Origin of the sequence: Enterobacter cancerogenus, assembly GCF_019047785.1 — a bacterium.
Classification (GTDB): domain Bacteria; phylum Pseudomonadota; class Gammaproteobacteria; order Enterobacterales; family Enterobacteriaceae; genus Enterobacter; species Enterobacter cancerogenus.
Genome location: NZ_CP077290.1, coordinates 427,213 through 440,297 on the forward strand (window position 1 = coordinate 427,213; position 13,085 = coordinate 440,297).

Annotated in this window: 10 protein-coding genes and 1 pseudogene; 6 read left to right on the forward strand and 5 right to left on the reverse strand. The window is 56.2% G+C overall.

Annotation, left to right across the window (positions count from 1 at the left end):
- Positions 1 to 14: 14 nt before the first annotated feature.
- Both I6L58_RS23095 and I6L58_RS01945 read right to left on the reverse strand, forming a co-directional pair.
- Positions 15 to 446, reverse strand: a pseudogene (locus I6L58_RS23095) (BapA/Bap/LapF family prefix-like domain-containing protein); the annotation flags it as partial.
- 40 nt (positions 447 to 486) lie between these two features.
- Positions 487 to 1,824: a TolC family outer membrane protein gene (locus I6L58_RS01945; RefSeq protein WP_088207304.1), complete on the reverse strand. Its 1,338-nt coding sequence runs from the start codon at positions 1,822 to 1,824 to the stop codon at positions 487 to 489.
- Between the two features lie 763 nt (positions 1,825 to 2,587).
- Between I6L58_RS01945 and I6L58_RS01950 the strand changes: the two genes are divergently transcribed.
- Entirely contained in the window at positions 2,588 to 3,334 is a 747-nt protein-coding gene (locus I6L58_RS01950) for a DeoR/GlpR family DNA-binding transcription regulator (RefSeq protein ID WP_088207305.1), read from the forward strand.
- 12 nt (positions 3,335 to 3,346) lie between these two features.
- A complete protein-coding gene (locus I6L58_RS01955; RefSeq protein WP_088207306.1) occupies positions 3,347 to 4,420 on the forward strand; it encodes an oxidoreductase in 1,074 nt (357 codons plus the stop codon).
- A 37-nt stretch (positions 4,421 to 4,457) separates the two neighbouring features.
- On the opposite strand, the gene cybB is transcribed toward I6L58_RS01955, so the two are convergent.
- Complete coding sequence (gene cybB, locus I6L58_RS01960; protein ID WP_088207307.1) at positions 4,458 to 4,988, reverse strand: cytochrome b561; 531 nt, start codon at positions 4,986 to 4,988, stop codon at positions 4,458 to 4,460.
- Between the two features lie 190 nt (positions 4,989 to 5,178).
- Between cybB and gap the strand changes: the two genes are divergently transcribed.
- The gene (gap, locus tag I6L58_RS01965) at positions 5,179 to 6,180 is read left to right on the forward strand and encodes a type I glyceraldehyde-3-phosphate dehydrogenase (protein WP_006175144.1); all 1,002 of its coding nucleotides are present in this window, start codon (positions 5,179 to 5,181) and stop codon (positions 6,178 to 6,180) included.
- Positions 6,181 to 6,217: 37 nt separating this feature from the next.
- Here the strand turns inward: gap and aldA are convergent, their stop codons facing one another.
- Together aldA and I6L58_RS01975 are read right to left on the reverse strand one after the other, a co-directional pair.
- The gene (gene aldA, locus I6L58_RS01970; protein ID WP_088207308.1) at positions 6,218 to 7,657 is read right to left on the reverse strand and encodes an aldehyde dehydrogenase; all 1,440 of its coding nucleotides are present in this window, start codon (positions 7,655 to 7,657) and stop codon (positions 6,218 to 6,220) included.
- Positions 7,658 to 7,855: 198 nt separating this feature from the next.
- Positions 7,856 to 8,650 (reverse strand): YdcF family protein, encoded by a 795-nt coding sequence (locus I6L58_RS01975; RefSeq protein ID WP_088207309.1) that lies wholly within the window; start codon positions 8,648 to 8,650, stop codon positions 7,856 to 7,858.
- A 217-nt stretch (positions 8,651 to 8,867) separates the two neighbouring features.
- Here I6L58_RS01975 and I6L58_RS01980 point away from each other — a divergent pair, with 217 nt between their 5' ends.
- Genes I6L58_RS01980 through I6L58_RS01990 form a run of 3 tightly spaced genes read left to right on the forward strand, consistent with a single transcriptional unit; the run spans position 8,868 to position 13,012 of the window.
- Positions 8,868 to 10,520 (forward strand): MFS transporter, encoded by a 1,653-nt coding sequence (locus I6L58_RS01980; RefSeq protein ID WP_006175134.1) that lies wholly within the window; start codon positions 8,868 to 8,870, stop codon positions 10,518 to 10,520.
- A gap of 33 nt (positions 10,521 to 10,553) precedes the next feature.
- Positions 10,554 to 11,636, forward strand: a complete 1,083-nt coding sequence (locus tag I6L58_RS01985) for an HlyD family secretion protein (RefSeq protein WP_006175130.1) — start codon at positions 10,554 to 10,556, stop codon at positions 11,634 to 11,636.
- Positions 11,633 to 13,012 carry an efflux transporter outer membrane subunit gene (locus I6L58_RS01990; RefSeq protein ID WP_088207310.1) on the forward strand — a complete coding sequence of 460 codons (1,380 nt, stop codon included), beginning with the start codon at positions 11,633 to 11,635 and terminating at the stop codon, positions 13,010 to 13,012. Before I6L58_RS01985 ends, I6L58_RS01990 begins: the two co-directional genes overlap by 4 nt.
- The last annotated feature ends 73 nt before the right edge of the window (positions 13,013 to 13,085 follow it).

Consider the following 13,085-nt stretch of genomic DNA (forward strand, 5'->3'; position numbering starts at 1 on the left):
GGTTCAATGCTGCTAATCGGTGCCGCCTGCGCGGTCAGCTCGGCTGTTGCGACGCCGGTCACTTCTCCGGTGTCGGCAAAAGAAATATGGGTTAATTCCTGATTATCGTTAAACACCAGTTCAGAATGGTGGTGCGTTTCAGGATCTTCAGCGAAATAGTTATTGCAGCGGATCACGCTGCCATCTTTCATATAAATGAGCAGGTCTTTACCCTGGCGAACATAGCGCGCCACGTCCTGTGCAGAGCCCTGAATTTCAATCACGGCGGGCGATGAGATCGAGACCGACATATTTCCCTCGCCGGTTAATTTTGCCTTCTCCGCCGTTTTACGAATGATGACATCAACAACTTTTACGCTACTCATATTCTTCTCCTTGCAGGTGTACGGTGTCCTGTGAAAATGTCCACCCGATAGCTGTAACTCGCCCTGGGGATTACGCCCCATTCTTTTTTGACTTATTCCACGCTGAAAATCGCGTCTTCCGTTAACTCAAATCCGGTAATTTCGCCGCGGTATTTGTCTCTATTCCGACCAGCGGCATGAGATTATCCACCGCAGAGGCGTAATTAATTGCGGCGCTCCAGCCATCATATTCCGCCATTATTTTCGCGGAAATGGCCTGCCAGACATCCTGTTCTACGCTGAGCAAATCGTTAATGCTGCGCTTGCTCAGGGTGTATTCATTTTTGTAGACATCCCGGGCGCGGAGCGCGCTCTCAAGCTGCCGTTTGCCCGCCTCTCTTCTGCCGAGCGCGCCGGTCCAGTCCGCCTGCGCCACAGAGGCTTTTTGCAGCACGTCAAAACGCGCCTGATCTACCTGCGAAGCGGCCATTGCGCGCGCACCTTCCGCCTGGCGTACCCGGGCCGATACCGCGCCGCCCTGATAAAGCGGGGCATCAACATTCAGCTGGATCTGATCGTCCCAGTATGAGCGGTTATCTGACTCATAGCGCGTACGGCCTGCTTTCAGGCTCAGCGTTGGCCAGTGCTGAGACTTTGCGGTTTCGATCCCGTACTGCGCGGCCTTTTCCATATTCTGCGCGGCCATGACCGCCGGGATCGAGGCGTAATCAATGCGGTTAACGGCGTCCTGCTCAATGGCCAGTCTGGCGGGAACCGGTGAGTACCGTTCGGCCTGCATCCCCGTCAGTACCGCAAGCCTGGCGCGGGCGCTGTTTAACGCAGCGGTATATTGCTCAACGGTGGCCTGCATCCCGGCAATCCGCGTGCGGGTCTGAAGTTCATCCGAGGTCGAACTCACCCCCGCATCCGCACGAAGGGTTGCCAGTTTCTCAACGTTTTTAAGCGCCTGGACGTTTTCTCTGGCGGCCTGAAGGAGGTCAGCATAGCGTTTCACTTCGACATAGCTCAGCGCCGTTTTTTCGGCCACATCAGATAACGTTCTCATCAACTGAAAGCGATAGCTGTCCCGCTGGGATGAGGCCTGGCTGATGCTATTGTTGGTCTTACCGAAATCGTAGATCAGCTGCGTCAGGCTTAATCCCCAGGCGGCAGAATTGCGCAGCGACCCGCTGGAGTCGGTGGTTTGGCTATGGCCGGTGCTGCCGTTCAGGGATATTTGCGGCATCCAGCCGCTGCGCGCTTCATCTATTTGCGCCTGACCAATGCCCAACTGTGCGGCCTGCTGGCTAACGGACGGGTCGCGGTCGATAGCAAAAAGGATACTTTCTTTTAAGGTAGTTGCCGCGACGGGAGCAAATGCCGCCTGGCCGTTATTCGCCACTGCCGGATTAATCGCCAGCGAAATTAACGCCAGTCCGGCGGATATTTTAAATAATAGGTTTGTTGGCAATATAGACATGTTCTCTCCTGTCGCTGAATGTCGCGCAATTAGATACCCAATAAGAGGTAAAAATAATTTGGCGATTATTCATCATCCTCCTCAAGAATTTTCGGCAAAGGAAACCCATACCCATCCACGCTGGAGATAAGGCCTGACCAAGGACTAATTTAAATTAGGAATTTACTTATTTCTTTAACGTGCCGGCAGCATAACAAAATGTCTTATATCCCACTACAGCCACAATGTTAATGTGGTGTTACAAATAAGAAAAATCCTCACGTTTCTGGACAAATCCGTAAAAAGAGCCTTTCAGATGAAACATATAAACTCGTTGTTTCTTAAGTAAAATTCTTAATTATCGGTTTGTACATTTTTGGGTTAATTTCATTTCGGGTCAGACACAAAGATTTTCAAAGAAGTGTCAATTTAAGTAACCGCCCCCTTCTGTAAATTATTAAATTCCACATTAAACATAATATGCGGAATAAAAACCCACGTTAAAATAAAAAAGTAAAATTTTTCGTTGATGATTGGCTATTCATTAGTTCCTTTAACCAAATTAAATGCAACACATTGTTTTAACACCAATCAAACATTTTAAAAATTTATTAACCACACTTAATCAATGGGTTGTTAATGATTACCTACGTGAACAATTTTTCGCAACACAACCGCCCTGGATGATGAGCCCTGACGGATTACGGCAGCAAGTCGCATTCCTTTTCCGGGGAAATGCTGTAATATGCAACTTATTGCGATATTTTGCAGGATTTGGAAAAACATGCATAAAACGGCCAGACAAAAGTATCTGCTTGATATCCTGAGCGAACAGGGCCAGGCCAGCATCGTCGACCTTGCTGAAAAGCTGCAGGTTTCTGCCGATACGGTTCGCCGCGATCTGACGGACCTCGCAAAACAGGGGCTGGCGCAGAAGAATCACGGCGGTGCTATTGCGCTTAATTTGTCAGCCATGAATCGTCAGGGGCGGAATACCTTGCTGCCGAAGATCAAGCAGCAGTTGGGTAAACGGGTCGCGCAAAGCGTGCCAACGGGGTCGACGCTGTTCCTTGATGCCGGCAGCACGATGCTGGCGGTGGCGAACGTCCTTAAGGGGCCGCTAACGGTTATCACCCCTTCTCTTGATATCGCCCAGTGCTTTAGCGAGCGGGAGGATATCGAGCTTATCCTGCTTGGCGGAAAATGGGATCACCAGCAGCGCCTGTTTGCCGGTAGCGCCACACTCGCTCTGCTGTCGCGCTATCGGGCAGACATTGCCATCCTCGGTGCCTGCGCCATTCATGCGCAGCTTGGCTTAAGCGCCAGCACGGAGGCTGATGCCGAGGTCAAACGCGCCATGCTGGCTGCGAGCCATGAGCACTGGATCGTGGCAGACCATATGAAGCTCAACCGCTGCGAACCCTATCTGGTTTCCGGGCTATCCGGCATTCATCAACTGTTTTTAGATCGTCCCTGGCCCGAGCTTGGGGACGGTGGCGCCATGCAAGTGACCCTTGCAGAGGCACAATAACGTGGAGAACACATGAATAAGGTTAACGGTAAGACAATCAACATTGCGCTGATCGGGTATGGCTTTGTCGGCAAAACCTTCCATGCGCCGCTGATCCAGTCCATCGACGGGCTGAAGCTGGCAGTCGTCTCCTCCCGGGATGCCGAAAAGGTTAAACGCGATATTGCAGACGTTATCGTGGTGGCGACGCCTGAAGAGGCCATTCAGCACCCCGATGTCGACCTGGTAGTAATCGCCTCTCCGAATGCGACGCATGCCCCGCTGGCAACGCTGGCCCTGAATGCAGGCAAACATGTTGTGGTCGATAAACCCTTTACCCTCGACATGCAGGAAGCCCGCGATCTGATTGCGCTGGCGGAAGAAAAACAGCGCCTGCTCTCCGTTTTCCACAATCGCCGCTGGGACAGCGACTTCCTCGGCATCAAGCAGGTCATTGAGCAAGGCAGCCTGGGCAACGTGAAGCACTTCGAGGCGCACATCGACCGCTTCCGCCCGGAGGTTCGCGCACGCTGGAGAGAGCAAAATGTCCCTGGCAGCGGCCTGTGGTTCGATCTGGGGCCACATCTGATCGACCAGACGCTGCAGCTTTTCGGCCTTCCGCAGTCCGTGCAAGGCAACATCGCCACCCTGCGTGACGGGGCGGAGATTAACGACTGGGCGCATGTGGTGCTCAACTACCCGTCGCATAAGGTTATTTTGCATTGCAGCATGCTGGTCGCTGGCGGCGCGACGCGCTTTGCCGTTCACGGTGACAAGGCCAGCGTGCTGAAAGCCAGAATCGATCAGCAGGAAGCCCAGCTGCTGGCAGGTATTGTGCCGGGCAGCGCGACGTGGGGCGAAGACGATGATGATATGGTGCTGTTTGATGCCAGCGGTGAGCCGCACCCGGTAAAAACCCCGAAAGGCGATCAGCGCCAGTATTACATTAACGTGCGTGATGCGTTGTTCGGCAAAATGGATAATCCGGTACACCCCGTTGAGGCGCTGGCGGTGATGGCCGTGCTGGAAGCGGCAGTGAAATCATCTGAGACAGGGTCAACCGAGACGCTGGAGCTGACGGCAGATGAAGTTGCCCGTCTGAACTAAAAAGAAGGGCCTGCATTGCGCAGGCCCTTTTTCGATGTTACTGACGCTTTTTCGGCATCATGCGCAGGAGCGTGTTGTCCTTCCAGTAGTAGTGGTGCAGCAGCGCCGCAAAGGCGTGCAGGCCAATAACGAAATAACCCAGGTTTGCGAGCGTGACGTGCCACGTTTTCAGCATGTCCACGACGTCAAAATTGCCCTCTGCCGCATGCGGCATCACCAGGCCAAATGCAAACCAGTCATTGCCGCGGTTATACATCATGACAATGCCAATCAACGGCAGCGCGATAAACAGCAGATAAATAATCAGGTGCCCAAGATGCGACAGGCCGGTTACCATCGCTTTCGGCTTCGGCTGAATGGGCGGTGCCGGGAATTTAAGGCGGATAAGCAGGCGCGCCACCATCAGCACCAGAATGGAGATGCCACAGGAGACGTGGATCATGTTGATCAGCGGGCGATCGCTGCGCGGGAAATAGCCCCGAAACTCCATGGCGCAATAGGCCACGATAACCAACAAAAACACCAGCCAGTGAATACCTATTTGCAGGCCCGTATATTTAGTGCGCATGTCTTTTCCCGATAAAGAACTGATATTGCGTCAACATAACCAGCTTTCCTTAAAAATTCATTAACTTTTCTGTATGGTTTTTCAATTACTTCGCAGGCAATGAAACATCTTCAATTGCCGCCCTGCCCGTCATGGTCTAAGCCTGGATAAGTTCAAACTGTCGTACCGACACGTTTTCCAGGAGATAACCATGAGTAAAATTGGCATTAATGGATTTGGACGCATTGGACGCCTTGTACTTCGTCGCCTTCTTGAAACCCAGGACAGCAACACCGTGGTCGCCATCAACGACCTGACCTCACCGAAAGTGCTGGCCTACCTGCTCAAGCATGACTCCAACTACGGCGGATTCCCGTGGAGCGTCGATTTCACCGAAGATTCGCTGATCGTCGATGGCAAAACCATTTCGGTTTACGCCGAAAAAGAGGCGAAGCATATTCCGTGGAAAGCCGCAGGCGTTGATATCGTGGTCGAATGCACCGGTTTTTACACCTCGGAAGAGAAATCCCGCGCGCACCTGGATGCAGGGGCGAAAAAAGTGCTGATCTCCGCCCCGGCGGGCGAGATGAAAACCATCGTGTTTAACGTTAACGACGACACCCTCGACGCGAACGACACGATTGTTTCCGTGGCCTCGTGCACCACCAACTGTCTGGCCCCGCTGGCGAAAGCGCTTCACGACGCCTTTGGCATTAAGGTGGGCACCATGACCACCATTCACGCCTATACCGGGACGCAGGCGCTGGTGGATGGCCCACGTGGGAAAGATCTGCGGGCCTCCCGGGCGGCGGCGGAGAATATCATTCCGCACACCACCGGTGCGGCGAAAGCCATCGGGCTGGTGATCCCGGCGCTGAGCGGAAAACTGAAAGGCCACGCGCAGCGTGTCCCGGTTAAAACCGGTTCCGTAACCGAGCTGGTGGCGATCCTCGAGAAAAAGGTGACGGTGGAGGATATTCATGCCGCGCTGAAAAAAGCGACGCAGGGCAACAAATCATTCGGTTATACCGATGAAGAGATTGTCTCCTCGGATGTGATTGGCTCGCACTTTGGCTCGGTGTTTGACGCCACCCAGACGGAAGTCAGCGAGGCGGGCGACGTTCAGCTGGTGAAAGCCGTCGCCTGGTATGACAACGAATACGGGTTTGTTACGCAGCTGGTGCGTACCCTGGACAAATTCGCTTCACTGTAAAACTCTGCCCCCTCCGCAACCGGAGGGGGAATCACGGTTACGACTGCAAATAGACCACCTGGGTCTGGAGGTATTCGTTCAGGCCATGTTTTCCATCCGCCCCGCCAATACCGGACTTACGCCACCCCGCATGGAACCCCTGCATCGCTTCAAAGTTTTCGCGGTTAATATAGGTCTCGCCAAACTTCAGCCCCTTGATGGCTTTCATCGCGACGTTCAAATCACGGGTATAGATCGACGAGGTTAATCCGTAGTCGCTGTCGTTCGCCATGGCCAGCGCCTCCTCCAGCGTGTCGAAAGCCACTACGGGGAGCACCGGGCCAAAGGTCTCTTCATGCATAATCGCCATGTCCTGATGCACGTCCAGCAGCAGGGTTGGCGGATAAAAGTACCCTTTGCCCTCGACGGTTTTACCGCCAAGCACCACCTTCGCCCCCTCCTGCACCGCGCGCGCCACCTTCTGCTCGACACGCTCACGCGCGGCCGCGTTGATCAGCGGCCCCATCGCAATGTCCGTGCGCTCTGCCGGATTGCCAAACTGGACTGCCTTCATCGCTTCACCCAGACGGTTCACAAAGCGGTCGTAAATGCCTTTTTGCACGTACACGCGCTCAGCGCAGTTGCACACCTGCCCGGTGTTGATGACGCGGGAGTCAACGATGGCTTTCACCGCCAGCTCCAGATCCGCATCGTCCATCACGATGGCCGGCGCTTTACCGCCGAGTTCCAGTCCGACTTTGGTAATGTTTTTTGCCGCCGCGGCCATGATTTTCTCGCCCGCGCCGACGCTTCCGGTCATGCTGACCATCGCCACTTTCGGATTGCCTGCCAGCTCCTGGCCGACGGTTTCGCCACGGCCCAGCACCAGGTTAAAAACCCCTTTTGGCAGGCCGATATCATCGACAATTTTGGCAAAGGCAATGGCGTTGTTGGGGGTAAACTCGCTCGGTTTAATGACGATGGTGTTGCCGGTGAGCAGTGCGGGCGCGAGCTTGCGTGCGATCAGGAAGAACGGGAAGTTCCACGGCAAGATCCCGGTGGTCACCCCCAGGGCGCGTTTGAAGACGAGGATGTTCTCGCCCGGACGGTCGCTCTGAATGATTTCTCCTTCGTAGCGGCGCGCCCATTCGGCCATATAGTCGATGTAGTCCGCCGTGAAGTTGACTTCCACTTCCGCCAGCTGCTGGATCTTTCCCCCTTCGGCGACAATCAGGGCGCTGATTTCGCTGACGCGCTCGCGGATCCCGGCGGAAATTTTGCGCAGCCAGTTTGCACGCTCAATCGCAGGCAGCGCCTCCCAGCCCGCCTGCGCACGTTCGGCGGCGTCAATGGCTTTTCGGGCATCGTCGGCGCTGCCATCGGGAATACGGGAAATGACCTCTTCGGTTGCCGGGTTGATGACGTCAATCCAGGCGTCACCCTGCCAGGCCACAAACTGTCCATCGATATACATAGGATGTTGTACGGGTACTGTCATAACCTGCTCCTGTAATTACACTGTTTTTAACAAGTAAATTTATTGTTAAAAATTACAATCACAGGGGCACTTGCCTACTCTATCAGGCTGTTTTTGTGAGGTATCTCATAGAAGAATCGGGTCAGCAGAACATTCAAATTACAAAGTCGCAACACAAAATGCCCGTTTGCGAAAAAGACGCCGCAAACGGGCAGAAGGTTAGATAAGGGAACGGCTTTCAAGCGCCTCGGTAAGGATCGCATCCTCACGCAGGATACGCCATGCGGCTTGAACCTCGGCAGGAAAATCCACGTGGACGATAAAGCCACGCCCCGCCGGTCCATAGCCGTTGATGTCGTCCCACAAGCGCGGAAGCTCGCCCAGCAGCAGCGAAACATAGCGTTCGACCGGCCAAAGCCTCTCGTGTCCGCCGCTGAACGTCAGGCCGTTATCGCTGTTTTGCAGAACGGGCGTCAGGCCGGGGTGGCTGATGAATAGCGGGGCCGCCAGTTCGTCCCGACATACATGGGCAAAGGTCGCCATGGTGCGGCGCTGCATGGTGGGGTCCTGTACCACCAGCACACGTTCAGGCGTCAGCCCCGTCTGTTTGATCCGCTCCCAGCTGAAGCGGGCATTCTCTCCGCAATTGGTAGACTGGTCTTCCACCAGGATGCGCTCGGGCGGTATGGACCAGACCTCCCGGGCGATGTCAGCCAGGATAGCCGCCTCCGCGCGCCCGGTGGTAGGAATGCGGTTATAGCGCGGGTGGCGCGCAATGGCAGCATATAAAAAGGTGGTGGAGTGTCCGATACCACCGCTTATCAGCAGCGGGACACCCTGTTCCGAGGCCACCCTGCACGCCGCATCGATAGCCGGGATCACCGCGTTGCCCGCGAGAATAACCAAATCGACGGGCGCATTGGGTTGCAGGTCATCCTGCGCCAGCCAGCGTCCTGCGACGTTAGCGGCATTCAGGGTTGCCTCGGGTAAACAAGGAAAAAGTGCCAGTGTCATTGTTACCTCCTCACAGCAGTTAGGTTCAGCGTACCGTACTCGTCAGTCCTGAAAAGGAGATCACTCCGAATCCCGGCGTGTCCGTACTCTTTCATTTTGTCACCTTTCAACCCAACCTAAAATGTCTGATAATCATATTCACTTGAATTATGATTTACGGCAGACGTAGAATCATTAGCCCACTAACTATTCAACAATTTCAAAGGTAAACGACGCTATGCGCCTGCCCCAGCGCGACCCTTATGCTCCTCGCGAGTGGCAGCCACACGAAAAACCCGCCCTGCTGGGTTCCCCTTCAACGCCGGAACACAGCACACCGAAACGGATAGCTTATGGCGTGGTGGGGTTGCTGGTCTGCCTGACGGGCGCACTCGGCAACGCGGTCGTTACCGCCAACCTGCAAAATTTACAGGGCACGTTTGGCGCCTGGTCAACCGAAATTGCCTGGCTGCCTGCCGTGTACGTCATGACCAACGTCTCCATTAACCTGCTGCTGGTGAAATTCCGCCAGCAGTACGGTTTGCGGGCCTTCACCGAAGGGTTTCTGGTGCTCTATGTACTGGTGACCTTTTTCCACCTCTTCGTTAACGATCTTAGCTCCGCGCTGATGGTCCGCGCCGCGCACGGGATGGTGGCAGCGGCGCTGAGTTCGCTCGGCATCTATTACCAGATCCAGGCCTGGCCCGCGAAGCATCGCCTGAAAGCACTCACCATCGGCATCACCGGATCGTCACTGGCCATTCCCCTTGCACGGTTGTTTTCCACCGAACTGTTGCAGCTTGATGAGTGGCGCGGGCTGTACTTTTTCGAGCTTGGCCTGGCGCTGATCTCGCTGGCCTGCGTGATGGCGTTGAAACTCCCGCCGGGAGATCGGCGCAAGGTGTTTGAAAAGAAAGATTTCCTCACCTTTTTTCTGCTGGCTCCGGGCATGGCGTTGCTGTGCGCGGTACTCTCGTTGGGCCGCCTCGACTGGTGGTTTGAAGCGCCGTGGATTGGCTGGTCGCTGGCGTTATCGCTGGTGCTGGTGGTCTCGGCAATCGTGTTTGAGCATAACCGCAGCAACCCTCTGCTCAACACCCGCTGGCTTTCGAGCGGCAGTATTTTACGCCTTGGGCTGATCATGCTGCTGATCCGTATCGTGCTGGCGGAACAGAATACCGGCGTCATCGGCTGGCTGCAGTACGTCGGGTTACAGAACGAACAGATGACCCATCTGGCGTGGGCCATTTTTGCCGGTATCGTCTGCGGCATCGTCACCAGCTGCCTGACGATTAAACCCACGAAGCTGGCCTGGCCGATCGTCACGTCGCTGGTGTTAATGATTATCGCCTCGCTGCTGGACAGCCAGTCGAACAACCTGACCCGACCGGATCAACTGATGTTCAGCCAGTTCCTGCTGGGTTTTGGCAGCGCCTTCTTCCTTGCCCCGGCCATGCTGGCGGGCATCGGCGGGGTTATCGCCGACCCGCGCAACCTGGTGAGCTTCTCGGTGCTGTTTGGTATGAGCCAGAACGTCGGCGGCCTGCTGGGTTCAGCCATACTCGGCACCTTCCAGACCTGGCGCGAAAAGTATCACTCCAGCCTGCTGGCCGATCAGCTCACCACCCTCAATCCGCTGGTCAACGAGCGCATTCAGGCCTATACCCAACTGTATAAAAGCCTGATCGGTGACAGCGCGCTGCTGAGCACGCAGGCCATTACCCAGCTCCAGACGGTGACCGCGCTTGAGGCGAATATTCTGGCTTACAATGATACCTACCTGCTGACGGCAAGCATCGCGGCCGCCACGCTAGTGTGGATTTTATGGCGCTTGCTGCGTCTGCGCATCACTGCCCAAATGGCGTTAAAAAATGCCACCGGCAACAAATAATGGATACGAGTCAATGACGTTTTGGGAGTTGTTATGAGTCAGCAGGATGCCGCTAAAGAGCAGGCCAATACCCGCAAAAATGTGCGCATAGTGTCTGTTTTCACCGCTGCGGCAATCGGTATTGTCGGGGTGCTGGTGATCCTTTATGCGTGGCAGCTTCCGCCGTTTACGCGCCACGCCCAGTTTACCGACAACGCCTACGTCCGGGGGCAGACCACCTTTATCAGCCCGCAGGTCAATGGCTATATCACGGACGTGAGAGTTAAGGATTTCGATAAGGTCAAAAAGGGTGACCTGCTGCTGCAAATCGATGACCGTATCTATCGCCAGCGCGTCCATCAGGCCGAAGCGCAGCTGGCAATGAAGATAGCCGCGCTGAACAACAACCTGCAACAGCGCAAAAGCGCGGAAGCGGTGATCGCCAAAAACGATGCGGCCCTGAAAAATGCCCGCGCGCAGAACCTGAAAAATCAGGCGGATTTAAAACGCGTAAAAGATCTGACGGCAGACGGGTCGCTCTCTGTTCGCGAGCGCGACGCGGCGCTGGCGAGTGCTGCTCAGGGCAGCGCTGACATCGAACAGGCGAAAGCCACGCTTGAGATGTCGCGTCAGGATCTGCAGACGGTGATCGTGAATCGCGGCTCGCTGGAAGCCGATGTCGATAACGCTAAAGCCGCGCTGGAGCTGGCGCAGATTGACCTGCAAAACACCCGTATCGTGGCCCCGCGCGACGGCCAGCTCGGCCAGATCGCCGTCCGTCTGGGGGCTTATGTCACCGCAGGCACCCACCTCACCACGCTGGTCCCGCCGCAGCACTGGGTTATCGCGAATATAAAAGAGACGCAGTTGGCCAATCTGCGCGTCGGACAGCCGGTCACGTTCACCGTGGATGCGCTGAACGATAAGGCCTATCAGGGCCGCGTTGAGAGTATCTCGCCGGCGACGGGGGTGGAGTTCAGCGCCATCACGCCGGACAACGCCACGGGCAACTTCGTCAAAATCGCCCAGCGTATTCCGGTGCGCATTGAGGTACTGGGTGATCCGGAAGCGTCTGCGCTGCTGCGCCCCGGCATGTCGGTGCAGGTCACGATTGATACCCGGGAGGCGAAGCCATGATCCTTCGCCCGCTGGTCGGTTTACTCATAGCCGCCCTGCTTGGCGGCTGCCAGTCCGTCGACGTTAAGCCCGCGCAATCGACGCTGCACATTCCTGCGCAATGGCGCGCGGCGACCGGCCCGGGCAGTGCGACAGAACAGCTGTGGTGGCGAAATTTTCACGACAGCTACCTGAACCGCTACGTCGATCTGGCGCTGGAAAACAACAGCGATGTGCTGATTGCCCGCGAGCGGATTAACGAATATCAGGCGCGGGTGTATGCCGCCGACGGTAGCCTGTTTCCCTCCCTGGATGCGGGCGTGACGGGCACCCGCGCCCGCTCCCAGTCTGCTGCTACCGGGCTTCCGGTATACGGCTCCCTGTATAAAGGCAGCCTGACCGCCAGCTACGATGTGGATATCTGGGGGGTGAACCGCAGCACCGCCAACGCCGCAGAGGCATCGCTGGAGGCGCAAAAAGCCGCCGCCGCCGCCGCAGACCTGACCGTCGCCTCATCGGTGGCCTCCGGCTATGTCACCCTGCTCTCTCTGGATGCACAGCTTCAGGTGACGCAGTCGACGCTTAAATCCCGCGAAGAGGCATTCAACCTCGCCCGACGTCAGTTTGAAACCGGCTACAGTTCGCGGCTGGAGCTGATGCAATCCGATTCCGAACTGCGCGCCACGCGCGCGCAGGTGCCGTTGATTAAGCACCAGATTGCACAGCAGGAGAACGCGTTGAGCGTGCTGCTCGGCACGCAGCCCGGCGAGGTGGCGCGCAGCGAGAGTTTCGATGTCCTTACGCCACTGAAGTTGCCATCACAGCTCCCTTCCACGCTCCTCAACCGTCGCCCGGATATCGTCCAGGCAGAGCGGGCGCTGGTTGCTTCAGATGCCACGCTCGCGGCCTCCCGCGCCAGCCTGCTGCCGTCGATCAACCTGACGGCAACCGGATCGGTACAGGATCGCACGCTGTCGGGGCTGCTGGACAATCCGCTCCAGCTCTGGAGCGCAGGCGGGAGTATTCTTGCGCCGCTGCTGAACCGCCAGGCGCTGAATGCGCAGGTGGACATTTCACAATCCCAGCGCAATCAGGCGCTGTACACCTATGAAAAGACCGTGCGTAACGCGTTCGTGGAGGTTAACGATAGCCTTGACGCCATTACGCGCTATCAGGAACAACTGACGGAACTGCTGGCCCAGCAGGCGGTTTCCCAAGAGACGCTGCGCATCGCGCAAAATCGCTATCGCAACGGCTACTCCTCTTATATGGACGTCCTCGACGCACAGCGCACGCTCTATTCGGTGCAAACTAACGTGGTGCAGGTGAAAAATAACCTGCTGCTGGCGCAGATTGATCTGTATAAGGCGCTCGGCGGAGGATGGCGCAGTCAGTGACAGCGTGCCGGGTGGCGGCTGCGCCTTACCCGGCCTACTGCCGCTTATGCGCGCATCGAACCATTCCCTCGCC